The following is a 23,755-nucleotide window of genomic DNA, read 5'->3' on the forward strand; positions in this document are numbered from 1 at the left end:
CACCGCGGACCTCTGCCCATGTCCTCGCAATCCAGCGGCAAGCTCAGCTTCAGGGAGAAGGCCGGCTACAGTTTTGGCGATGCTTCGGCGAACTTCGTGTTCCAGATCTTCATCGCCTTCCCCACGGCGTTCTACATTGATGTGATGGGCATCAGCGCGGCGGCCATGGGCACCATGCTGCTGCTCGTGCGCTTCAGCGATGCCATCATCGATCCGATCGTGGGTGCGATCGCCGATCGCACGAATCACCGCTGGGGGAAGTTCCGTCCCTGGCTGCTGTGGTCGGCCATTCCCTTTGCCTTGCTGTTCTGGGCGGCCTTCACGGTGCCCTCTGGAATGGGTGCATCGGGGCGCTACGCGTATGCCTTCCTCACCTATGCGCTGCTGATGGTGGTTTATAGCGTCAATAATGTACCTTACTCCGCGCTGAACGGCGTGATGACCGGCGATGGGATGGAGCGCACCAGCCTCTCGTCCTACCGCTTCTTCGCGGCGATGTGCGCGGCCTTCATCGTGCAGGGCTTCACCTTGCCGCTGGTTGCGAAGTTCGGTGGCGGTGATCCCGCGCGGGGATGGTCGGTCACGGTCGGCATCTTCGCGGCGGTCTCGCTGGTCTTCTTCGTGATCACCTTCCTGAGCGTGAAGGAGCGGGTGCATCCGCCGCCGGACCAGAAGCCGGACTTGGTGCGCGACTTCCGTGACATCGCCGGCAACCGCCCCTGGCTGGCGATGTTCGGGATGACCTTGTTCGTCTTCATCACCCTAGCCCTGCGCGGGAATGCGAGTTACCTGCACGTGAAGTACTACATGGATCCGGAGGCCCTGCGTAGCTTCCTCGAAGGTGCGGGGCTCTTCGCCACGCCGGCAGCGCTGGCTCAGCCAAGCTGGGGCTTCAAGATCCTCGATACCTTCGGGCTGATCCTCAAGCCGGGTGATGCGCCGACGGCGATCGGCATCAGCTTGTTCAACATGACCGGCTCGCTTGTGAACATCGCCGGGGTAGTGGCAGCCAAGCCCTTGGCGCGAACCTTCGGCAAGAAGCTGGTCTTTGTCGGGGGGCTCGCCGGCGCGGCCGTATTCCAGGGCATGGTCTATTTCTTGGCGCCGCAGGATGTGCCGCTGATGTTTCTGCTGACGGTGCTGACCAGCATGTGCTACGGGCCGACCATCCCACTACTGTGGGCGATGATTGCCGACACCGCCGACTGGAGCGAGTGGAAGAACCACCGGCGCTCCACGGGTTTCGTGTTTGCCGGGATGGTATTCGCGCTGAAGGCCGGTCTGGGGATCGGTGGGGCGCTGGCGGGCTGGCTGCTGGCCTTCTACGGCTACGCGCCGGAGAGCGCCCACCTGCCGGAGGTCCAGCACGGCATCCGTCTGCTGGTGGGGATTTACTCCGGAGCCTTCTTCGGCGTCGGGGTGATCTGCATGCTGTTTTATCCTATCTCGAAGGCCGTGGAGCAGCGGATGGCAGCAGAACTTGAAGCCCGCCGGGCTACGGACGTCGGACCCGGTCTGGAGGAGGCCGCGTGATGATGCCTGTCTTGAAATCGCGCGCGATGGACTCCTTCCCGTCGAAAGCGTCCTTGATTCCGGGACGAGTGCTGGACCTGTTGGGCTTCCGCCGGTATTTTCCGCTGCGTCGCGCCGAGTTATCCGGCCCTGCCGCCCGCGGCGCGAGAACGAGACCGATGAGCCTGCCCCGACGAGCCACGATCAAGGACATTGCCCATGCCGCGGGCCTGAGCACGGCCGCGGTATCTCAGGCGCTGAGGCCGCATCCGACGTCGAACATCAAGCTCCAGAAGGAGACGATCGACAAGGTCAAGCGCATCGCCGGTGAACTAAACTACCAGCCGCATGCGGGCGCGCGCTCGATCCGCTCCAACAGCTTTGACACGATCGGCTACTTCACGGCGAAGACCGGGCTCTTCGCCAACTCGCCGACCGGCTACCTGGCCGGGGTTCACGACATTGCGGAGGGCCAAGGCTCGCGGATTACCCTGATCCGGCTGCCGGTCAGCATTGATGACATTTCCAAGGCAATGCCGACGGTTTTCAGCGAGCGCAACCTCGATGCGCTTGTGATCGAGAGCTATAGCAACCTGGCACGACAGATCTATGAGCGGGTGGTGGCGGCGCGTCTGCCGGTGATCTTCCTCAACGACCGCCACGAGACGAATTCGGTTTACGTGGAGGACCAGTGGGCGGGCGCGGAATTGACCCGCCATCTGCTTGGGAAAGGCTATCGCAAGATCTGCTTCCTGCACCGCCAGCTCGAAGGCGGGGCTCCGATCAAAAAGATGCACCACAGTGCTGCCGACCGCGAAGCCGGCTACCGTAAGGAGATGCGCAAGGCCAAGCTTGAGCCCACGATCCTGGCGGTCGTCACGAAGGCGGTCATTGGCGCCGACGTGGAACTCACGGCGGAGGTCTGGAAAGAGATCCGCCGCCACGATGCGGTGATCGCCTACGATGACGATCTGGCGAACATGGTGGGACGCGCCGCTTACAATCACCGTGTGCGGGTGCCGCGCGATCTTGCGATCGCCGGCTTCAACGGCGACTATGCTTCGTTGTCTGCCTGGCAGCAGCTGACGACCATGCAGATTCCCTCCTACGAGATGGGCAAAAAGGCCGGTGAGATGGCATTCAAGCTGGTAAAGGGTGGTCCCGAGACGGTGCTGCCTTCCGTGGCCTATCGGCCCACCTTGATCCTCGGTAAGACGACCTGAGCCCTTCTTTTTGAGCTGAAATAAAACGTTTTATCGATTTCATGGCTACGCCGCTTTCATCCACCGCCACGATCCGGAATCCCGTGCTCAAGGGCTTCAATCCCGATCCTTCGATCCTGAGGGTGGGGGAGGATTTCTACATTGCTACCTCGACCTTCGAGTGGTTTCCCGGGGTTCAGATCCATCACTCGCGGGATCTGGTGAACTGGCGGCTGCTGACCCGTCCGCTGGACCGGGTGAGCCAGCTCGACATGCTGGGTAATCCGGACTCCGGAGGGATCTGGGCCCCTTGCCTCAGCCATGCGGACGGGCTCTTTTACCTGATCTATACCGATGTGAAGTACTGGAAGCGGGTGCCCTACAAGATCGCCCGCAACTACCTGGTGACCGCAGAGTCGATTGAAGGGCCTTGGTCCGAACCGGTATTCCTGAACAGCAGCGGCTTCGATCCTTCGCTCTATCACGATGAGGATGGTCGCAAGTGGCTGGTCAACATGCTGTGGGATCACCGCAAGCAGAACAACCGCTTCGCCGGCATCTTGCTCCAAGAGTTCTGCCCGCGGACTCAGTCGCTGATCGGGCCGGTGAGGAACATCTTCAAGGGCACCGAACGCGGTCTGGTGGAAGGCCCGCATCTCTACAAGCGCAACGGCTGGTATTACCTGCTGACCGCGGAGGGCGGCACCCAGTATGCGCATGCGGCCACGCTCGCACGCTCACGGGCGATCGATGGGCCCTATGAGCTGCATCCTCACACGCACCTCCTCGATGCTTCCCAGGATCCGCGGGTGGAGCTGCAGAAGGCCGGCCACGCTTCGCTGGTGGAGACGCCGATGGGCGAGTGGTACCTGGCCCACCTCTGCGGTCGGCCCATCGACGGGAAGCACTGCACGCTGGGCCGCGAGACCGCGATCCAGAAGTGCGTGTGGGGCGTGGACGACTGGCTCTACCTCGAACAGGGAGGAACGGTGCCCAGCATGAGCGTGAAGGGGCCTGCTGGCATGCCCGAGCTGAAGCTGGAGACGCCGGAGTGGAGCGGGCTTTTCGATCATCCGCAACTCGACCTCAACTTCCAGAGCCTCCGTCAGGCTATTACTCCGGACTGGTGCAGTCTTGGCGAGCGGCCGGGTTACCTGCGGCTGAAGGGCATGGAGCCGACGGTCAGCACATTCCGGCAGAGCTTGATCGCGCGCCGGGTGCAATCTTTCGACGTCACAGCGGAAACCGTGGTGGAATTCGATCCGCTCAACTTCCAACAGATGGCAGGCTTGATCGCCTACTACGATACGGAGAATCACTACTATCTCCGGCTCAGCCTCGACGAGGAGCTGGGACGCACGCTCAACATCATCGCGACCGATGACGCGAGCAGCAGCGAAGTTTTACCAGAGGATGTACCGGTGCCTGCGACAGGACCGATCGGCATGCGCCTCACGCTGCGGGGCGCGGCGCTGCAGTTTGAATTCTCGGCGGGGGATACGGGATGGGAGAAGATCGGTCCCGTGCTGAACGCTGCGATCCTCTCCGATGACTATGCGCATCTCGGCTTCACCGGGGCCTTTGTCGGCATGTGCTGCCAGGACATCAGCGGGAGCTGCCATCCGGCGGACTTCTCCTGTTTCCTCTACCGGGAGCATGCTTGAGAGGGGGCTGATGCACTGCCGCCTGGGAGGACGCGTGGTCGCCGCGGGAACCCGTTGTAAACCGCAGCGACCACTCGCTTTTTCCTGCAGGGATGGACGCTCACTTGAATGAGCACCCGGATCCAGAACCACCCGGATCAGTGTTGAATTCATAGCATGTCGCGCGTTGCAGCAAGGGGAAATTAAACGATTTATTAACAACAGGTGGGGACAGTATTTGCCGGGACGATCAGGGTGTGCGCTTCTCGCTGCCTTTCTTGATCAGCGCCTCGAAGGCCGGCTTTGGCTTGAGCTCGCGGTCGAAGAGCAGGGGATAATTGGTGCGACCGCGGATCGGGAAGCCGTTGAGCCAGGTCTGCCCATCGCTGAGACCCCAAAAGGTCACGCGTGTGATGGCCTTCCGATGGCGCAGATAGACGTCGAAGATCTCGGCATAGCGCTCCGCCAGCTTCTTCTGCATATCCTCCGGGAGACCGGCGGTGTAGGGATTGAGAGTGGCGTCGCCCTGTTCGCGGCGGTTCACATCGGCATTCCCGAAGTTGCCGCGTCCGGGCAGCACGTCGACATCAAGCTCGGTGACCATCACCTTCAGGCCCAGTGCTGAGAAGTCCTTGATGGTCTTCTCAATATCCGCGACCGGCGGTTGATTCAGGTGGAAGTGGGACTGGGTGCCCACGCCGGTGATCGGGACGCCTCGGTCCAGCAGGCCCTTCAGCAGCTTCACACTGTTGGCGCGCTTGCGTTCGCTCTCGAGGCCGTAGTCGTTGTAGTAGAGTTCGGCCTTGGGGTCGGCCTCGTGAGCGTAGCGGAAGGCGAGGTCGATGAAGTCATCGCCGATGATCTTCCGCCAAGGCGAGTCGCGCAGGAGTTCGGGGCCGCCGTCGGAGAGGGCTTCGTTGACCACGTCCCAGTCTTTGACCTTGCCCTTGTAGCGGCCAACCACGGTCTGGATGTGATCGTGCATGCGCTTGAGCAGCACTTCGCGGGTGGGCGGCTTGCCATCCTCACCCTGGAAGACCCAGCCCGGGGTCTGGCTGTGCCAGACCAGGGTGTGGCCGATGAGCTCCATCTTGTGCTCCTTGGCGAAGCTGACGTAGGCATCGGCGGATTCGAAGCGATACTGGTCCGGCTGGGGATGGATGGACTGCCACTTGGTCTCGTTCTCCGGCGTGATGGCGGAGAATTGCGTGGCGGCGAGTTCGGCGGCCTTCGGATTGCGGCCGGTGATCGTTCCGGAACTCAGGGCGACGCCGACCAGGAAGTCCTTTTCGAAGACGCCGCGGAGAGTGGGTTCCGCGGCGTGCGCGGGGTGGGGGAGGCTGGTGGCGGCGGCGAGTAGAAGCAGCGCCGTGTGGGATCGAAAGTTCATGGTTCGGAGCGGTTCAGCGGAAGACCTTTTGCGCGAAGTAGTAGAGCGAGTGGCTCCAGTGGGTGGCGTCGTGGCCCAAGCCATCGACGTGCCAGACGTGGGGGACCTTCTTCTCCTTGAGGTAGGCGTGCACGCCTTGGCTGATGTTGATGAGTCCGTCCTTGTTGCCGCAGGTCAGCACCAGCAGCTTCAGCTGCTTCTTCGCGGCTTCAGCATCGGGAACCAGTTCGGCCGCCGGCTTGGTGTTCGGGGCGGGGGAGAAGGCGCCGATCCAGGCGAAGCGATCCAGATGACCGAGACCGAAGTTCAGCGTTTGTCCGCCACCCATGGACAAGCCGGCCAGCGCCCGTTGCTCGCGGTCGGAGGCAGTGGCATAGCGGGAGTCGATCGCAGGGATGACATCGTCTAACAAGTCGCGTTCGAAGTTCGCGAAGGCCGGGCCCGCGGCATAAATGTTGCCTTCCGGCCGGTCATTCGCCTGTGCGCGGCCGTTCGGCATCACCACGATCATGGGGACGGCCTTCTTCTCCGCGATCAGGTTGTCGAGCAGCGAGCCGACGTCCACGAAGCGTTGCCACTCGGTTTCGTCGCCGCCGATGCCGTGAAGGAGGTAGAGCACGGGATACTTGCTGTCCTTCGTGTAGCCGGGCGGGGTGTAGACCTGCATCTTGCGCTTGGTGCCCACGGTCTTGGAATCGTATTCGATGATCTCCAGCTTGCCGTGGGGCACATCGGCCTTCCTGGCGTTGAAGCCGGAGGGCGGTGGCTCGTAGGCCGGCTTGTCGTCGGGCCCGAGGACCACCTGGCGATTGAGCGCGGCGCGCGGATCGGGAAGCTCATTGGCTTTCCCACGGGTGGCCTTGAAGTCGCTTTTGCCGAAGTCACCGGCTTGGCGGGTGAAGGAGATGCCGTCGTCGGCGATCTTACCGGTGTAGGTGATGCGGATGTCGTTGTCCTGGAAGTTGAGAACCTCCACGAAGCTCAGGGTGTCGCCTTCGATCTTGCCGTCCTGCAGTTCTGTTTCCCGGGTCCGGCCGCCCATCTCGGAGACCGCTTTGCCGCTCAGCTTGCCGCCCTCGGTTTGGAAGGTGAATTGATAATTGAGTTCGCCACGCGGTCCTTGAAAGCGGGCGCTCCAAGGACCGGCGATGTCGGCGCCGCTAGCAAGGGAGGCAAGCAGCCCGAAGGCGCTGCCGAGGAGAGTCGTGAGATTCAGTTTCATGAGTTTGGTGAGATGGTGGAGTGGTCCATGAGAGCGGGGGAAGGGGCGCAGTGGCGACCGCTCCTCCGCTCGTGATCCAGTGTCAGATTAACCGATTAATATTCGCAAGGTTGCGCTCCGGTCTTTCGGGCGAATGCGGCATCACCCTTACTTCTGTTAGCCGGCGGCGACAACGGGCGATCCAAGACGGCGAGGAGGAGAATTCCAGCGGACGAGGTACGGAGAAACCAACCTTTTTGTGATGAAATCCAGCCTTGTGGTGGCCTGTCATACAATTTGTCGATTTGTTCTAGACAGCGGGAATGTGGATACATTAAACGTCGAATTAATCGAACCCTCCTGATGGGATGGCGGGTGCCTAAACCTTGGCAAACCTGAGCATCCTCTCTTGCCCTCCATTGGTGGAGGGCCTCTGGCTCCTGTCTCATCCAAGCGAAATTCCCTCCACTTAATTAAACGTATAATTATCCTCTCCGGCCCCTGCCCGCCGATTCCGATCAAGCAAACCCAATGAAGCGAAAATACCTCCTGGCGAGAATTTCAACCGCAAACCCGCAACCCATGAAGATCCGACCGCGAACCGTCGCCACGGCCTTGTCCTTGGCACTTGCCTCCTCCCTCACGGCCCAAGTCACGGTCAATGGGACCGGGAGCGTGATTACCAATAGTAACGCCACCAATCCCGGCACCTCGAACTACACCTATACCTTGGCAAACCCATCGAGCGCCAAGGTGCTAGTGGTGGGATACTACAGCGACAACGGAACGGCCGCCTCCGGCGTCACCTTCGCCGGGACTGCCGCCACCAAGTTCGCTGTGAATGGCCGGACCTCCACCGCCTGCTACATCCTGCCCCAGCCCGCGCCATCGTCCGTGGCCATCACCTGCACGATTGGTGGGGCCGGAGCACCCGCCGCGGGGATCTTCGTGTATGAACTGGGTGGCGTCGATACGAGCGGTGGTGCCGCCGCGATCGATTCCGGCACGGGTGCCTCCATCACGACCACCGGGGCGGACAAGTTCGTTCTCAACTTCAAGGGCATCAACAACAGCAACGGCGCGGGTACGATCCCCGCCGGAACATCGATCATCTCCTCCGCGAATGCCGCGATCTTCGACATCAACGGGGGCATTGGTGGCGGTGCCTTGTGCCGCGGCTATGGCTTCTCCGGTCCTGCCGGAGCCAAGGCACTGGGCTGGTCCGCCGGGGCCGATGGGGAAGTCGCGCTGGCCTTCTCCCAATTCGGCGATCCGGATCTGGATGACGACGGGCTTACCGATGTCTGGGAGCTCGGCTGGGATGCAATCACCACTTTGAACCAGTTGAACGGCTTGATCACCAGCCCGACTGGCTCCGGCAATGGATCGGGCGACTGGGATGGCGACGGCCGCAGCGACTTCGCCGAGTTCAACGGCGGCGTGAACAGCTCGGATCCCACCAACCCCGCCTCGGTGCCGGGCGATGTCGATGGTGACGGCTTCTCGGACGCCATCGAGATGGCCAACTTCGGCAACCTCAGCCAGACCCCGGGCGGTGACTACGACGGCGACTACGCCACCAACCAAGCCGAGATCACGGCTGGCACCTCGCCTACCAGTTCAAGCAGCTGGCCCGATACCGACCATGACTTGATGTGCGACGCTTGGGAGAGCGCCAAGGGCTTGGTCGTCGGCAGTGATGACTCGGCCGCGAATCCCGATGCGGACGGTTACACCAACCTCCAGGAATTCCGGGCCGGAACGGATCCTCGGAATGCGGCATGGTCCCCTGGCAAGTCGGCCTTGGCTCATCGCTGGAGCTTTACGGGCAATCTAAGCGATTCGGTGGGAGGCAGCACCGCGCAGGTCGCCAATGACGCCCCGGCAAACGCCGGACTCTCGTCCACCCAGGATCTCACCAGCGTTCATCTGACGGGAGGAGCCAAGGCCTCGAGCGACTACTTGGTGCTTGGCGCGAATCTTCTAAGCGGTCTGCAGTCGGGAGGAGTGATGCCGGTCACGATCGAACTGTGGGCAACCCAAGATGCCGTCCAGAGCTGGAGCCGCATCTTTGACTTCGGGGTCAACGACAATACGAATCCCGGTCCGAATGAGTCCCTGCGCATGACCTGGAGCCAAGGGACGACCATTGGTCTCGATCAAGTGGGCTGGGAGCCTGCTGCTTCGTTTGCGCCCGCCAATTCGCCGTATGTCGCGGGCGTGCCCTTTCATATCGTGATGACCATCGTCCCGGCGGTCTTCACCAATGGCGCGATCACCACGGGTGCGCAAGTCACCTGGTACTCGGCACCTGCCAGTGGCAGCCAAGCGACCGGCCACCCGCTCTACGGGGCCAAGGGGACCTTCAATACGGGCGCTGGCACGGATTTGAGGGCGCTGATCGATACGGCCTGCACCTTGGGTCGTTCCTTGTATGCGGATGCCACGGCCTCCGCTACCTACGACGAGGTGCGCATCTGGAAAGGCGCGCTGGGTGAGACCGAGCGCGAGCTCTTCCAACTGCTCGGCCCGGACAACACCGACCGTGCGGACAGCGATGCCGATGGCTTCCCCGACGCATGGGAAATGGCCCGCTTCAACAATCTGACCACCGCAGCCGTGGGAGCGGACAAAGACGGTGACGGAGAAACCGACGACCTGGAGTTGGCCAACGAGACCAATCCGAATGACGCGCTTTCGACCGCCGCGGATAGCGACAAGGACCAGCTCGCCGATGCGTGGGAGCGGCAGTACTTCAACAACCTGCTTCAGACCGGCACGGACGATCCCGACAATGACTTCGCCGACAACGAATCCGAGGAAGTCTATGGCACCAATCCCAGCAACCGGAATTCCAGTCCCGACACCGATGGCGACGGCATCTCCGATGGATGGGAGATCGATTGGTTCACCAACCTCACGACCGCGGACTCGACCTTGCGGCCGGGTGGCGTGAATTCCAATGCTGACGGCGACTTCGACAACGACCTCCAGGAGTTCCAGGGTGGCTTTAGTCCCATCGACGAATTCTCTGGCCGCGATACGGAGAACAGCGGCGCGGGTGACGGGCTGCCGGACTACTGGGAGTTCCACTACTTCCAGCCGCTGGTGGGCGCGAACTATCTGAACATCGTGGTCCCATCCCAGGACTACGAGCCGGACGGCGCCACCAATGCGGAGGAATTTGCGGATGGCACCAGCCCGGTGGATGGCAATGACTTCAAGGACGTCAACGACGACAACTTCTACGATGGCGTCCTGCTCGCAGCTACGGACGGCTTTGGCGCTACCTCTTTCAACGCCGGCACCAACTGGCCGGGAGCCTTGGCCCCGGTGGCCGGGAAGAGCTATCTGGTCACCACCGGCCTGACACTCCGCACGCCGAACGTGGCGAACCAGACCACCGTGTTTGCGGGGGCTCGCCTGGCACTTGCCGAAAGCCAGTTCCTGCTGAAGGGCGGGAATAGCATCGCGCAAGCGAACTACATCTTCGACGGGGTGACGGTTCGCAATGGCGAGGATGCAGGACAGCCCATCACCATGGCCGGCACGATCCTGACGGTCGATCCGTCCACGCTGTTTGCCGACAATGGAGACCTCATCGTGGCCGCCAAGTTCTCGGGCAGCGGCGATCTGACCCTGAATGGCAATGCCACCGTAGTCCATCAGGTCCGCTTCAACAATGCGGCCAACGACTGGACCGGCGATCTCACGCTGAACCCGACCGCGAGCCTGATCGTGAACGGGGCACTCAGTCCCGGGACGGCCAGCGTCTATAATCTGCGTCCCAGTGCGACTGGAGTGAGCAACTCGATCGGTGGCACTGGCACTCTGAACCTGGCGGGAACGCTGAAGATCGATCTCAGTGCGGTGGTCCCATCGACAGGGGCCGCATGGAATCTCCTCACCATTGTCCCGACCTATCAATCCGGTTTCACCGTGGTTGATTCGGCCGCGGTCGCCGGGGGCTTCACGGCGGGTGCGGGAGCGCCAGGATCGCGGCACTGGACCAGCGGCGATGGCAACTACGTGTTCGACGAATCCACCGGGGTTCTCAGCTTCACCGGAACCATCGTCGGCTATGCGGCATGGGTGTCTTCAGCGGGGTTGAGCACCGGGGTGAACGACGGGGCGGAAGCCAATCCGGACAGCGATGCCTACAACAATGTCCTGGAGTATCAGTTGCATGGCAATCCGCTGACGTCGAACGGCAGTCTGGTGAGTCTTACCCAGGATGCCACCAACCTGATCTTCACCTTCGAGCGCTATGATCTCTCCGAGACTGATTCGACCTTGAGTTTCCGCTGGGGGACAAATCTAGCCTCTTGGAACGTCGTGTCGATCGGCCCAGTGAGCTCGGGCCCAAATGCAAACGGTGTGATTGTGACCGTGACTGAAGACGGAGGAAGCACTACCGACTACGACTTGATCAAGGTTCAGTTGCCCAAGTCGAATGCGGTCGGTCGCAAGCTTTTCGGGCAGCTAACGGGAACAAGGCCCTGAACCACTCCAAATGATTAGAGAAGGCCACGATGAAATTTGAACCAGCAGCGCCGCGACGCTGAAATATCCACATGCGGGTCCGGAGTCTGTCCGGACCCGCACTCTTCCTTCCCGCAGCTTAGAGCCGCAATTCCATCAACCATGAGATCGCTTTTAGCTTTGCTTCTTTACGCGCCCGGCGTGGTGCTCGCCCAAGCTAGCCCCAACGGTCGCTTTCAGACGCCCGATCCTGGGAATCCTGTGCCCATCCTGCCCGCCCTTGCCGGGCCGGACGACTCCTCCTTCTATGCAGAAAAGGACGTCCCTCACGGAAAGGTGGAGGTCGTCCACTACAAGAACCCGGACGGCGTGGAGAAGCGCATGCACCTCTATCTGCCGCCGGACTACGACGCAAATAGCATGCTCCGATATCCGGTGCTCTACCTCAACCATGGCGGCGGAGAGAACGACAGCCACTGGATCGAGAGCGGCTTCGCCCATCGTATTCTCGACAATCTCATCGCGGAAGGAAGGGCGCGCCCGATGATCATCGCCATGCCAGACACCGGTAAGTTGGTGAGCGGCACGCCGCCGAAGCCGGGAGAAGACGATGCCTGCACGAGAGAGTATCTTGAGAGCATCCTTCCCTTCGTGGATGGCCACTACCGGACCCGTCCAGAGCGGGAGGCCCGGGCAGTTGCCGGTCTATCCATGGGCGGCTTTGTAACACTCAATACCGGTCTTACTCACCTTGACACCTTCGGGGAGCTTTACGTTTTCAGCTCGGGCTATTGGCCGGAAATGCTGCCTGCCTTCAAGCAGAACATCAGCCCCTTGCTTTCCGATCCTGCAAGCAGCCGACGTTTCCGCATGCCGGTCTATTTCGGTGTTGGAGAGACTGACATCGCTTACCTCAATAGCATGAAAACCCTGGCTGTTTTCAACGAACACGGCATTCGTACCTTCTCCACTCTCAGTTCCGACGGTCACGAGTGGCGGAACTGGCGGCGCTACCTTCACCAGACCGCACAGATCATGTTTCCTGAGAACCGCTGAACCAACCCCATGAAATCCCGACTCTTTCCCATCCTTACTGTGATCCTCGCTTTCGCCGGCATTGTCCGTGCGGCGGAGAAGAACACCTTCGTCCTTGTCCACGGTGCCACCGCTGGCGCTTGGGAATGGAAGAAGACCGGCAAATTCCTATCCGATGACGGTAACGAGGTCTACCGCGCGACCCTCACCGGTCTTGGCGAGCGGATGCACCTCAACAGCCCCGACATCGACTTGCAGACCCATATCAATGACGTGGTCAACCTCATCCTGTTCGAGGACCTCCACGATATTGTGCTTACCGGCCACAGCTACGGAGGGATGGTCATCACCGGCGTGATGGACCGTGTGCCCGAGCGCATTCGCCATGTCGTCTTTCTCGATGCCGCTGTGCCGGATGACGGGATGTCCATTTGGGATCTCTTCGGAGGAGCGGGGCCGCAGGATCCCTCGCGATTCAAGGATGGCTTCATGCAGGTGCCGTGGGTCACGCCCGACACGAAGCCGCCGCACAACGTGAAGCAGTCCATCAAGTGTTTCAGCCAGCCGGTTTCCTACAAGAATCCCGCGGCCAAGACGCTGGACGTCACCTACGTCGCATTCGTGCCGAAGGACAAGTCCGCCGAGGAACGCGCCAAGACCGACAAGAGCTGGCAGCGCGCGGTTTCCCGTGGCTGGACCATCCGCACCTTTCCCGGTGGACATGTCGCCCAGCAAGAGGACCCACGCGGCGTGGCGACGCTAATCGAGGAGTCGGTCGGCGATAAGAACGAAACGGTGCCTGCCGCGAGCCCGCGACCCGCGCCGCTCCAGTCGCCCGAGGTGCATCCGGATGGAAAGGTGAGCTTCCGCTTCCAAGCGCCTGACGCGAGGAAGGTCGAATTGAGCGGCCAGTTCCTCAAGGACAGGCAGCCGATGGAGAAGAACGAAGCCGGTCTCTGGACCCTCACCGTGGGCCCGGTGGATCCCAACCTGTATCCCTACAATTTTGTGGTCGACGGCACGAGCGTGTCCGACCCGTCGAACCCCGATGTATTTCCCAACGAGCGGTTCAAGCCCAGTCTGGTGGACGTGCCTGCCAATCCGCCGCTGCTGCATGCGGTTCGAGATGTTCCGCATGGTGAGCTGACTACCTGTTACTACCAGTCGAAGACTTTGAACCGCACCCGCCCGTTGATTGTTTACACGCCGCCGAACTATCGCGCTGGCACCGACAATTATCCAGTGCTCTACCTCGTTAGCGGAACAACGGACACCGAGGAGACTTGGTCCAAGGCAGGGCGGGTGAACGTCATCCTCGACAATCTCATCGCCGAGCATAGAGCCGTCCCAATGATCGTGACCATGCCCTACGGCAACATGATGGGTGAAACGCCGATGCCCTCCTCGCCGCAGTCAGGCGAAATGTACCTGGTCTTCAGCGACGAACTGACGGGCAACGTCCTGCCCTACGTCGAGGCGAATTACCGCGTGCGGGTTGACCGGGAGGGACGTGCCATCGCCGGCTTTTCACGCGGTGGAGGGCAGTCTCTTTTCACCGCCTTTCGAAACCCCGATAAATTCGCATGGATCGCTTCCTACGCCGCTTACCTGACTCCTGAGGTCTGCGAACGATACCTTCCTGATCTCGCTGCCAGCAAGCCAAGCTTGCTGTGGCTCGGCGTTGGCAAGGACGACTTCCTCTATCAGCCGACCATCACCTTCGAGAGCTACCTCAAAGAACGGAAGGTCGATCACCGTTCGCTCATCACCGAGGGAGGGCACACATGGATGAACGCCCGCCAGTATCTTGGTGAGACGCTCCAGCTCTTCTTCAAATGATCTAGTCCCCCGGGGGCGCTGCGTCCGTTGTTTTATCTTCGATGGGATGAGGAACGGAAGCTATGGATCGACAAGGTCACGAAGCGGGACGCCGAGATTTCCGCTCTGAAACGCCGCCGACGTGTTGGGTCGCAGGATCTTCGGCAAAAGCGGCGAGCAGCCCGACTCCGCGCTGCTTGAACTCATCGCCCCTTCGAAAAAGGCGTCAACCGCAGACGCCGGAAACCCCGGAAACCCCGGACCGGCGGCTGAAGAGCCCAAAGTCTGGCGGGGGCGACGCGATAAATCCCGTGCGCCGCGCATTCCGGCACGCCCCCCGCGTCGAGAACGGCTAGAAGGCCTGCTGCGCTACTACCACCGCGAAGCCGCATGAAGATCAGAATTCGAGTTTCTTGACAGTACGCGGAACATCTTGGTTGTCAGGAAAAGGGTGATAATACTGCGCAGTTGAAAGAAACCTCCCCCAAGCTGCACGGCAGCGTCAGTATCGTAGACGGCCCACTACTAGGGGAACACGGCGTGGTGATCGACGATGCCCTTTTGAACGGCGATCACGTGTATTTAGTCCTCGTAGCTGGGAACGAGATTTGGATGCCGGCGGCGTGGATCAAAGCTGCTGAGACTGGTCGGAGCCCGGACGGTCCCCCATCGGAGATCAGCGATCGATCGCTCGACCACGCAAGCGCCCAGGTAGAGACGTGTGAGTCGGAGGCAAAGCCCCCGTTGAGTCCCGCGACTTTCGAGAACCTCCGACCCGCGGACGGAGAGTAGCGGGAGGGTTAAGAGGATGGGTGCCGGCCGTCGCGCACTTGACGACCGCCGGACGGCGCAAGCGTAGGCGGCTACTACCGGACCCGAGCCGGAAACTCGACCCGGAACAACTTCACGTCGCAAGGAAACCGGAACTCCTACACCGGGAAGAAGGGGTATCGGGAGCACATGAAAAAGGCCGCCAGTGAAGGCGGCCTCGCATAGCTAACGTTCTCGTGCCACTAAGAAGGGCACGGGCGCGGCTTGCGGCGGAGGACTGAAGCTCTCGTCCAGAATCTCCAGCTCGCGGATCTTCCAATAGTGGAAATCCATCCACAGTCCGGAGGCATGGGGGCCTTCCCGAACCCAGCCGGTAAGCTGCATGGATCCACGTTCAGAGCGGCCCAGTTCGCTGGGCTCCACGACATACTTTTCCCCATCGCAGGTAAAGCGGATCACGCGAAAACCACGGATCGCTTCCTTGAGGGCGGATAGCGGTGCATGTTTTTGGTTAGCCATAGTCGAATTTCGGTTTGTTAAAGGAACAGCCACCTTTGTCAGGCGGCCTCTGCATCGATTGCCGCGACGAAGAAGGATTCCTCCAAGACGAACTGCAGTGCTAGGACACCGTCCGTGCGGGTGGCCCTAAGGCCGCCGTGGCAATACTCGCAATTCGGGGCGAGGTCGTCGTCCCACGCCTTTTCCAGAAGTTCCCTGGCGATGTCCTTGATTTGTTCGACGGACAGAGGTTCGCGGACGCCGGGACGCTGATCCCACCTCATCGAGAAGGTAGCGGCGGCTTTTTGGACTTTGCCAAAATCGAACTGGGAAATCGTCATGTCGATCGCCCTCTGACGAAGTACGTAGTCAGGTTCCATAATAACGGGAGAAGTGGGGAGGAGTCTTACCCCAGCCATAGCGAAAGACCCCTCCCCTTTGCCTTGGAAGTTACTCGGACTTGATCTGGATCGTGCGCGGCTTCGCGCTTTCGTGCTTCGCCACGTGGATCTCTAGCACACCGTTGCGGATACGGGCTTCGATGCTGTTGGGGTCCACGTTCGCGGACAGCTTGAATGCGCGCGCGAAGGTCCCTGAGGCGCGTTCCACCAACCGGTGATGGACACCCTCCCCCTCCTCAAGTTTGCGCTCGCCGGTCACGGTGAGCAGCCGATCCGTGACCATCACCGAGATCTCATCCTCCCGCACACCGGGAACCTCGATCTTTAGCAGGTAGCCGGTCTCGTTCTCGGCGATGTCCGCCACCGGCATCCAGTCCGGGCTCGGGCTGGATGCTTCCTGTTTGCTTGTTCCGCTTTTCAGGGAATGACCGAGTATGCTGGAGAGACTCCCATGCACATCGGCCAGATCCCGGATCGGGCTCCAACGAATGATCGCATTCATGTTTCTTCAGTATGGATGAGGCGGGTAGATCTATCCTCCGGCCCGCTCGCCCCGCCGGTTCGCGTGCGAGCCGGTTCATCCTGTGAAGCCCTCCAGGAAGGGCCCACGAGCGGAAAAAATATCCAAATTTCGCAGACGTCAAGACGGCCACGAAAAATTTTTCGTTAGGCCTGTGAACGCGCTCCGGCCCCCCCGCCGTCTACGGAATCCATGAGCGCTGGTCGGCCGACGGGCCTAGTCGTCCTTCTCCATTTCTTCCGCTGCCTGCCGGAGGGCAAACCGCGCCTCGGCGATGTAATGGGACTGTGGCAGGTGCCTAGTGCTCTCGCCCGGAACAATCGCGTAGAGCGCTTCCCAGCGGAATTTCCGTAGCTTCTCGACCGAGCGGGCTGCGATGTCCACGCTTTGCTCGATCGTTCTCGTGATCGAGTCGATTGCGGCGAAAGTCTTCAGGTTTTCGACCTGATCGATCGGAGTGATTGTGTCGAGGAGGTCATTGAGGGCCGCAAAAAAGTGCTTCATCCCCTCCACCGTGGGTGCGCGCAATGGCACTAGCGATGTAAATCGATTTTCCGCGGCCCATACGCGCCGGTCACGGGCTCCAAGCGATCCTCCTCACCTCCCTTACCCGTCTTCTGCCGCGGCCGGAGCAAGAGGCAAACAATCTCAGGCCACGGACGCAGACGGGGTGGTTGTGAGCTATACCTATGATTCGGAGGGGCATGTCTCCTATAAGACTGAGACCATGCCGAACTCCGCCGGAAGTCGGACAACTGCATTCAATCATGGCTCTACAGCCGACGGCACCCTCGGTCCTTGCTACTCGGTCGAGACGCAAGTCAACGGCACGAGTATTTCGACCAGTTTAACCGCGGCCAATGGTCTCGGCAGCGGAACGATTACCCTCGGTGGCACGACCCGCTCAGTCGCCGTGCTGGGCGGGCCGACTACGACTTGGACAGCGGGCAGCTGGACCGAGATTACCACCCACCCGGATGGAACTCGCCTGCGCCGAGAATATGTCGACGGTCGCCTCGACGCGGAAGAACAACGCGACAGCACGGGGGCTACGGGGGTGGTTATCGCCAGCACGACATACGGCTACGACGATTTGGGGCGTGTGGACTCCACTACAGACTCCAGAACGGGAACTGTAGACCAAGGTCCCTATACCGAGTCAGGCAATCTCCTGAGCCAAGCGGATTCAGCAGCCCGCACGACCGCGTGGAAGTACGACAAGATGGGGCGCGTGACTGAAGTTGATGGAGAGAATACCTTGGACGCATCGTCCAACACGGTCTACAACAAGAGCTACACCTCCTACTTCTACGACGGCAGCGTTTCTGCCAATTGGGGTGATCAAGGTTATGCGCTCTCCTACGCTTACGACGAGCAGGGCCGACCGAAGGAGATGCGAACCTATCGGGCGCTCGATCACAACGAGGATCCTCTCAATCAAGTGGGCACTCCCGATGCGGGAGATCCAACCGCCTGGATCTACGACGTCGAGCGCGGCTGGCTGACGGATAAGGACGACGCGGCCTCGAAGGGTGCCCACTACTCTTATACCGCGGCGGGGAGGCTCAAGACCCGCACGTGGGCTCGTGGTGCCCACACGCTGTACAGCTACGATCAGGGATTACTGTCGGCGGTGGATTATTTTACGAGCTCCGCGGCGACCACTGTGGATTCACTTACCCCCCTCTGGATTACATTTACGATGCGATGGGCCGATTGAGCTCGGTGACGCGCGGCGGTAACACTCACTTCACCTACACCTATTCGTCGACTGATCTCGACCTTTTGACGGAGACTCAGAACGACGCCATCGTTCAGCAACGGGTATTGACGCGAAAGCGCGATGCTTACCTGCGGCCCACCGGGTATAAGCTTGGCACGACCTCACTCAACAACGCAATCAGTGAGGTCACTTATACCTACGATACCGCGGGCCGATTTTCCAGCCTCACTTACCAGCGCATTCCAGCAGCAACAATGCCGCCGCCGCCGCCGTCGCAGACCTTCACTTACGATTACGAATACGAAGTGGCGAGCGCTAGCCATGTAAGGCACGGGAGCGGCACAGCAAAGCAATCCCTCATGCCCTTTGGCATGGATGGTCCGCAGCATTCCGTCACCAAAATGTATCATGCGACTCGGGACGCCCTACAGTCGATTTCCAACCTTTCAGGTGTCAACAATCCATCAACCTTCGACTATAACTATAATGCCATTGGCCAGCGAGAAGGCGTGGGCTTGTCCAGCGGCTTTGGTGCCACTTCCGAATGGATCAGCTGGGGATACGATGCAAAAGGCCAAGTTGTCTCGGCGGATTCAGACGCTGGGACGGCCGGTACAAGTGATGACCGCTTTTATTCCTACGACCAAATTGGGAATCGCATTCAGTCGCGCGTCGGCACGGCAACTTCCACCGGTGGAACGGCAACTACAAACTACTACGCCGACGCAGGGGCGACCTCGTCTGGAGGCAGCGCCCTCAACCAGTATGGTTCAATCGTCACGGGGGTGAATGCTGCTGACCCGGTTCACGACGATGATGGAAATCTCGTGGACGACGGGGCTGGGTGGGATTATGCTTGGGACGGAGAAAATCGCATGATTTCAGCCACTCCCAAGGTGCCCACGAGTGGGACGAAGGTCGGGTATGTCTACGACTACCTTGGTCGCCTTTGTGCGCGTCGGTTCTTCAATTGGAACGTGGGAACCTCGTCGTGGAACGCTAGTGAAAATTACCGCTACGTGTATGATGGATGGAACCGTATCGAGTCTTACTTGGACTGGAATCTACTCCAGGACGAATACGTCTGGGGTTTAGACCTCAGTGGTACCCTCCAAGGTGCTGGCGGGGTGGGGGGAATGCTGCAATGGGTCACGTCCTACAACTCCGGTAGTAGCTGGAACAACTATTACCCTCTCTACGATGGCAATGGGAACGTGACCGAATTGCTCAACGATGCTGGTGCGGTCAAGGGGCATTGGGATTATGATCCCTTCGGCAATACCCTACGCAGTATGTCGGTGACGAACTGGTATGACCCGGGCAATTTGTTTGAGTTTAGGTTCTCAACTAAGCCCGAAGACCGTCGCACTGGGCTATATTACTACGGCTATCGATACTATGATCCGGTAAATGGGAGGTGGTCGAGTAGGGACCCTAAGGGGGAAGAAGTGATTTCCAATCTTTACAGTTTCATTGATAATGATGGAGTTAATGTGTGGGATATTCTCGGCTTGCAGGGTGCAATGCCTGGATATGCGGAGGCAATGGAGGATTGTAAAGCGAAGGAGCAAAGGATAGCAGAAGAGCAGTACGATAAAAGAGAGTTGAGAGAGAAGGATTTGGCGATTAGAAGACTACTGGACGAGGGAGGTTGCAATGAACAGATGAGAGCGAGAGGTAAGGAAAAATTAGTCGCTCAATACGAAAATCGCCGCAACATGTATCGGGCAACAGGGGTAAACCGGAAGCTATTTCTTCCCTACTTTAGGGATGGAGAAGCTAGCTGCTACAATCAAAATGCTGATTTTCTTGCAGGCATCGTTGTTCCGCCCTGCTGGGAGTGTCATCTAGAAAATGGCAGGACGCCAATGGATAAGCCTCTAAAAAAATCAGGGGATCACTGGTGGGTGATATGTCGCTCGTATAGCGGGGAGGAAATTATGTTTGATGCTTACTTTGATATGCATGGGGCTCAGCCGCCATATAAAACAGAGATAAATATACCGTAAATATCCCGGTGTCGGATGAGGATTACAATAAGAATTTTCCTCCCCATGAAGTTCTTCATCCGCTTCCGTCACACCGTGTCCCCGCCAAAAAATCAATCACAACTGACAAATATGGACGCCCGCCAAGAACAGATGGCCCAAGCTACGTTAGGTAAGATTATGAGGTTATTCCTCATCGCGCTGATTTTTTTGGGAGGCTGCAGAAGCAATCGTAAGACCACGGAGTACGGAACTAGAAACCGTGAGGCAACTCGTATAGCAATTTCAATTGAACAATATGTTCACGCTGAAGGAAAGATGCCCGTTCGGTTGGAAGATGTTGTACAAGAGGTTGATGAAATTGACGTGAGCGCTTGGCAGATTTTCGATGTCAACCAAGATATTGCCAAGACGAGGAAGCCCTTTCGAATGGGGAAGTGTATAGTTGATATGATTGTGTCCAAAGACTTTAAGACCAGGGTTGAAATTGTGAAAAGGCTTTAAGATGTTGTAAGAAGGCAGGGAGATCTCCAAGGGATTTGAAAATTGTAGGGCGTGAGTTTGGAGAGTTCTTGAAGCTTGAGAAGGCGACTCGCCCATGGGTGGGATAAAAAGTGCCAATTGAAGCGGATGGCTCGGCCAAAGTGATTTGAATTTCCAGGAGCGCGTAAGCTGGTCGGAAGCGCAGTATGGTTTCCGTTGTCGGTTTCTGGGCGCCTTGCCGGGGTCGCCCGCGCGGTCCCGGCTGGAGTTAGTGGAAGTTGAAGCCCGGGCAGCGTAAGCGTAAGCGTGGTTCGAGCGGCCGTGTGATTTCTCTTGGCGGCTTTGGGGCTCAGGCCGCTTTCCAAACCGGCTTGCCTTGCGGGGCCCGCAGCCAGTTCGCCGGGGTTAGCGTGGCTGTTTCGCTCCTTTCATGACCGGCAAGCGGGTCAGGACGTCCTCCGGATACTCTCAGGGCATCAATACCCAGCCGCCGCCAGTTCTCGAAATTCGTGTAGAAGACCGTAAGCGCTTCACCGAGCACCTCTTCCCGGACCTACGAGAAAGGTGATAGATAGGCATGAATGACCTCTATCGTAGATCCTGCCGGGGAAGCGGCCCGGCTGATCCGCTCCGACACCCAGGGCCGCGTGCTGGAGGCGGCCGACCAACGTGACGCGCTCTTGGACGCACCGTCTGTCCCTCTGCTAGCTTCATGCCGCCCGTAGCCCCAAAGCGAATCCCTGCGGGCGTGGATTCTATGATGAATTGAAGAGGGAGGTAAAAAAAGGGAATTGGGCGTGGTCTCAAGCTTTGGAAGACGGGCGGCGATCCTTCATGGCAAGGCCTATTGCGGCGGGGTGGCAAGGCTGTCGAAGGTTCACGCCAACCGCCTTATCTGGACGGCCGGTGTTGGACATATGCTCGGTGGGGTGGAACCAAATGGTTCCACCCCTGGATTGCTGGCTCCGCATGGTGAATAGAAGCTTCGTCCGCAATTCCGCCTTCCCGATCCCATCTTGCAGCGGCCGGCGAGGGAGGCAGCGGCGGAACGGGCCGGAGGCTAACCGACACGCACTTCGGTAGGTGCCGTGGTTTGCAAGATGATCGCAATTCCAGAGACCGATGCTTCCCGTGCAGTAAAGCAGGTAGGCAAACCGCTGTCGGCTGGTCGGGCTTCGTGAACTCTTGGAGCAAAGGGCGTCGCCCGAGTAGCTCACCAAGCTCCTAGACGAACCGGGGCTATTGCTGCGAGGCGCTCTGCGGTCCTTAACACTACCGTAATACATCACAATAATCTGCGCATGCCCCTTCGTCGAAACTGTCGAAAAGAGAGACGATATCACCGGGTTGTATTCCTCTCGGCATCGCTGCGCGTGCAATCCATCACAACCATTCCGGTCGAGTTTCAGTTCATGGATTGCACCCGTCGAGACGGTCGCGAAGTGGCATCTGCGAGGGACGTTGCCGTATTTGCATCCCGCGCCCGTCCCTTGGCCCATTTCCGCAACGCCTCGATCCGTTCCTTCATCAGCTTCGCCACCGGGGTGGTGGCGGCGATGGCGGTGTGGATGTCGTCTGGAGTCGGTTCGCGGCCTTCTGCAAATGCCTCATGCAGCGCTTCACGATAAGCACCTTCGATCTCCGCCCCGGTGAACCCCTCGGTCTCCTTGGACAGCGCGGTAAGGTCGCAGGATCTCGGGTCACGATGGTGCCCGGCGATGACGATTTCCCAGATGGAGGTGCGTTCCTTGGCGTCGGGCAGATCAACGAAGAACATGGAGTCGAACCTGCCAGTCCTGAGGAGTTCTGGCGGAAGCTGGCTCACGTCATTGGCGGTAGCAACCACGAAGACAGGCTTAATCTTCTCCTGCATCCAGCTCAGCAGGGAGCCGAAGACCCTGGATGAAGTCCCACCGTCCGAACCTCCGCTTCCCGCCATACCTGAGCATGCTTTGTCCAGCTCATCCACCCACAGCACGCATGGCGCGACGGCCTCAGCGGTGCGGATCACCGAGCGAAGGTTCGCCTCACTCTGACCGACGATCCCGCCGAACACCCTCCCCATATCGAGACGCAGGAGAGGCAGTTGCAGTACGCTGGCGGTGGCCTTGGCGATGAGGCTCTTGCCAGTGCCGGGAATACCGACGATGAGCAGGCCTTTCGGCACCGGTAGCCCATAGTCGCGGGCGGCGGCACCGAAGGCGGGTCGGCGCTGGGACAGCCAACGCTTGAGGCATTCCAGACCACCGATGTCGTCGAGGTTCGGCTTCGCCTCGATCACTTCGACCAGACCGCCACGCTTCAAGGTCCCGGCGTTTTTCCCGCGCCACCAGATCCGGGTCAACCCGCCCGGCTTTCACCAGTGACAGGGCGAACGCGTTCTCGGCTTCCACGGTGGTGAGTCCGAGGGCCGCGTGGAGGATCCGCTCGCGAAGACCTTCGTCCGGCTCAGGCTGATCCGCGGATCGTAGGATGCCGTCTAGGACTTCACCCAGGCGCGGTGTGCCGGGCAGGTCGAGGTCGATGGCAGCAACCTCGTGTTCGAGTTCGGGAGGCAGCTTGTGGCGGCAACCGGTGATGACCAGCGCGTGGCCGGAAACCTTGGCGAGGCGAAGTAGATCCTTCAGGCGGCGGATGAGTAGCGGGTCGTTCTGGTCAAGGTGAAGCTGGAGGTCGCGCAGCATGACGATGTGGCGTTCGCCTTCCTGACGAAAGAGGGCATCGACGTGCATCAGAGCTTCCAGCGGGTCTGGGCACGGGGTGGAGCGTCCCGCTTGGACATCCACGAGGCCGTCGGTGGACGACCAGGCGTGAAGGTGGCGTTGGAGTTCGGTGCACGCTGCGGACAACTCCGCTTCAGCGCGCGCTTCTTCCGGCGTGACGAGGACAAGGCCGGGGTAGCCGGCACGGAGGTAGGTGGTGATTGGAGTATTCATGATGATTGGGATGGATGTGAAAAGGCCCCGGTCTCCACGTGGGAGCCGGGGCCATCGGGTAGGGAGTGGGGTATGGGTCAGTGGAGACTAATGGGGACACCGACGAGGCCAATTCATCGAGGGACCCTGGTAAGCAGGAAGGTTCCCCGCTC

General features: G+C 59.9%; 16 protein-coding genes. 9 read left to right on the plus strand and 7 right to left on the minus strand.

Going from position 1 to position 23,755, the window contains the following annotated elements; all coding sequences use genetic code 11:
* The first annotated feature begins 18 nt into the window (after positions 1-18).
* The 3 genes from BV071_RS00410 (at position 19) to BV071_RS00420 (ending at position 4,378) form a co-directional block, all read left to right on the plus strand.
* Entirely contained in the window at positions 19-1,533 is a 1,515-nt protein-coding gene (locus BV071_RS00410; RefSeq protein ID WP_035600566.1) for an MFS transporter, read from the plus strand.
* 158 nt (positions 1,534-1,691) lie between these two features.
* Positions 1,692-2,735, plus strand: coding sequence for a LacI family DNA-binding transcriptional regulator (locus tag BV071_RS00415; RefSeq protein WP_265593891.1), 1,044 nt, complete (start codon positions 1,692-1,694; stop codon positions 2,733-2,735).
* A gap of 41 nt (positions 2,736-2,776) precedes the next feature.
* Positions 2,777-4,378, plus strand: coding sequence for a glycoside hydrolase family 43 protein (locus tag BV071_RS00420; protein ID WP_035600571.1), 1,602 nt, complete (start codon positions 2,777-2,779; stop codon positions 4,376-4,378).
* Positions 4,379-4,607: 229 nt separating this feature from the next.
* Here BV071_RS00420 and BV071_RS00425 read toward each other — a convergent pair whose 3' ends face one another.
* Together BV071_RS00425 and BV071_RS00430 are read right to left on the minus strand one after the other, a co-directional pair.
* Entirely contained in the window at positions 4,608-5,747 is a 1,140-nt protein-coding gene (locus tag BV071_RS00425; protein ID WP_035600574.1) for an endo-1,4-beta-xylanase, read from the minus strand.
* Between the two features lie 13 nt (positions 5,748-5,760).
* Entirely contained in the window at positions 5,761-6,969 is a 1,209-nt protein-coding gene (locus BV071_RS00430; protein ID WP_265593892.1) for an alpha/beta hydrolase-fold protein, read from the minus strand.
* A gap of 561 nt (positions 6,970-7,530) precedes the next feature.
* Here BV071_RS00430 and BV071_RS00435 point away from each other — a divergent pair.
* The 3 genes from BV071_RS00435 (at position 7,531) to BV071_RS34625 (ending at position 14,304) form a co-directional block, all read left to right on the plus strand.
* A complete protein-coding gene (locus BV071_RS00435; RefSeq protein ID WP_035600576.1) occupies positions 7,531-11,451 on the plus strand; it encodes a hypothetical protein in 3,921 nt (1,306 codons plus the stop codon).
* 141 nt (positions 11,452-11,592) lie between these two features.
* Positions 11,593-12,486 (plus strand): alpha/beta hydrolase-fold protein, encoded by an 894-nt coding sequence (locus BV071_RS00440; protein ID WP_081885685.1) that lies wholly within the window; start codon positions 11,593-11,595, stop codon positions 12,484-12,486.
* A gap of 9 nt (positions 12,487-12,495) precedes the next feature.
* Positions 12,496-14,304: an alpha/beta fold hydrolase gene (locus BV071_RS34625; RefSeq protein WP_081885686.1), complete on the plus strand. Its 1,809-nt coding sequence runs from the start codon at positions 12,496-12,498 to the stop codon at positions 14,302-14,304.
* A gap of 975 nt (positions 14,305-15,279) precedes the next feature.
* Here BV071_RS34625 and BV071_RS00460 read toward each other — a convergent pair.
* The 4 genes from BV071_RS00460 to BV071_RS00475 all read right to left on the minus strand — a co-directional run bounded on the left by BV071_RS00460 (position 15,280) and on the right by BV071_RS00475 (position 16,977).
* Complete coding sequence (locus BV071_RS00460; RefSeq protein ID WP_035600582.1) at positions 15,280-15,573, minus strand: hypothetical protein; 294 nt, start codon at positions 15,571-15,573, stop codon at positions 15,280-15,282.
* Positions 15,574-15,611: 38 nt separating this feature from the next.
* Positions 15,612-15,932, minus strand: a complete 321-nt coding sequence (locus BV071_RS00465) for a hypothetical protein (RefSeq protein WP_265593893.1) — start codon at positions 15,930-15,932, stop codon at positions 15,612-15,614.
* A gap of 70 nt (positions 15,933-16,002) precedes the next feature.
* Positions 16,003-16,455: an Hsp20/alpha crystallin family protein gene (locus tag BV071_RS00470; protein WP_035600587.1), complete on the minus strand. Its 453-nt coding sequence runs from the start codon at positions 16,453-16,455 to the stop codon at positions 16,003-16,005.
* 234 nt (positions 16,456-16,689) lie between these two features.
* Complete coding sequence (locus BV071_RS00475) at positions 16,690-16,977, minus strand: hypothetical protein (protein ID WP_265593894.1); 288 nt, start codon at positions 16,975-16,977, stop codon at positions 16,690-16,692.
* Here BV071_RS00475 and BV071_RS00480 point away from each other — a divergent pair.
* Genes BV071_RS00480 through BV071_RS00490 form a run of 3 tightly spaced genes read left to right on the plus strand, consistent with a single transcriptional unit; the run spans position 16,952 to position 20,688 of the window.
* Positions 16,952-18,193, plus strand: a complete 1,242-nt coding sequence (locus tag BV071_RS00480) for a hypothetical protein (protein ID WP_265593895.1) — start codon at positions 16,952-16,954, stop codon at positions 18,191-18,193. The genes BV071_RS00475 and BV071_RS00480 overlap by 26 nt on opposite strands.
* Positions 18,181-20,205 (plus strand): RHS repeat-associated core domain-containing protein, encoded by a 2,025-nt coding sequence (locus tag BV071_RS00485; RefSeq protein WP_035600595.1) that lies wholly within the window; start codon positions 18,181-18,183, stop codon positions 20,203-20,205. Before BV071_RS00480 ends, BV071_RS00485 begins: the two co-directional genes overlap by 13 nt.
* A 45-nt stretch (positions 20,206-20,250) precedes the next feature.
* Complete coding sequence (locus BV071_RS00490) at positions 20,251-20,688, plus strand: hypothetical protein (RefSeq protein ID WP_265593896.1); 438 nt, start codon at positions 20,251-20,253, stop codon at positions 20,686-20,688.
* Between the two features lie 1,384 nt (positions 20,689-22,072).
* Here the strand turns inward: BV071_RS00490 and BV071_RS34630 are convergent.
* Positions 22,073-23,011, minus strand: coding sequence for an AAA family ATPase (locus tag BV071_RS34630; RefSeq protein ID WP_052572696.1), 939 nt, complete (start codon positions 23,009-23,011; stop codon positions 22,073-22,075).
* Between the last annotated feature and the right edge of the window lie 744 nt (positions 23,012-23,755).

It is taken from the genome of Haloferula sp. BvORR071, from assembly GCF_000739615.1.
Lineage (GTDB): Bacteria > Verrucomicrobiota > Verrucomicrobiia > Verrucomicrobiales > Akkermansiaceae > Haloferula.

Bases quoted from the DNA above. Each gene is read 5' to 3' on its own strand.
- BV071_RS00420 (WP_035600571.1), top strand. From the start codon at position 2,777: ATGGCTACGCCGCTTTCATCCACCGCCACGATCCGGAATCCCGTGCTC.
- BV071_RS00415 (WP_265593891.1), top strand. From the start codon at position 1,692: ATGAGCCTGCCCCGACGAGCCACGATCAAGGACATTGCCCATGCCGCG.
- BV071_RS00490 (WP_265593896.1), top strand. From the start codon at position 20,251: ATGAAGTTCTTCATCCGCTTCCGTCACACCGTGTCCCCGCCAAAAAAT.
- BV071_RS00485 (WP_035600595.1), top strand. From the start codon at position 18,181: ATGGGCCGATTGAGCTCGGTGACGCGCGGCGGTAACACTCACTTCACC.
- BV071_RS00460 (WP_035600582.1), bottom strand. From the start codon at position 15,573: ATGGCTAACCAAAAACATGCACCGCTATCCGCCCTCAAGGAAGCGATC.
- BV071_RS00410 (WP_035600566.1), top strand. From the start codon at position 19: ATGTCCTCGCAATCCAGCGGCAAGCTCAGCTTCAGGGAGAAGGCCGGC.
- BV071_RS00470 (WP_035600587.1), bottom strand. From the start codon at position 16,455: ATGAATGCGATCATTCGTTGGAGCCCGATCCGGGATCTGGCCGATGTG.
- BV071_RS00435 (WP_035600576.1), top strand. From the start codon at position 7,531: ATGAAGATCCGACCGCGAACCGTCGCCACGGCCTTGTCCTTGGCACTT.
- BV071_RS00465 (WP_265593893.1), bottom strand. From the start codon at position 15,932: ATGGAACCTGACTACGTACTTCGTCAGAGGGCGATCGACATGACGATT.
- BV071_RS34625 (WP_081885686.1), top strand. From the start codon at position 12,496: ATGAAATCCCGACTCTTTCCCATCCTTACTGTGATCCTCGCTTTCGCC.
- BV071_RS00440 (WP_081885685.1), top strand. From the start codon at position 11,593: ATGAGATCGCTTTTAGCTTTGCTTCTTTACGCGCCCGGCGTGGTGCTC.
- BV071_RS00430 (WP_265593892.1), bottom strand. From the start codon at position 6,969: ATGAAACTGAATCTCACGACTCTCCTCGGCAGCGCCTTCGGGCTGCTT.
- BV071_RS00475 (WP_265593894.1), bottom strand. From the start codon at position 16,977: ATGAAGCACTTTTTTGCGGCCCTCAATGACCTCCTCGACACAATCACT.
- BV071_RS00425 (WP_035600574.1), bottom strand. From the start codon at position 5,747: ATGAACTTTCGATCCCACACGGCGCTGCTTCTACTCGCCGCCGCCACC.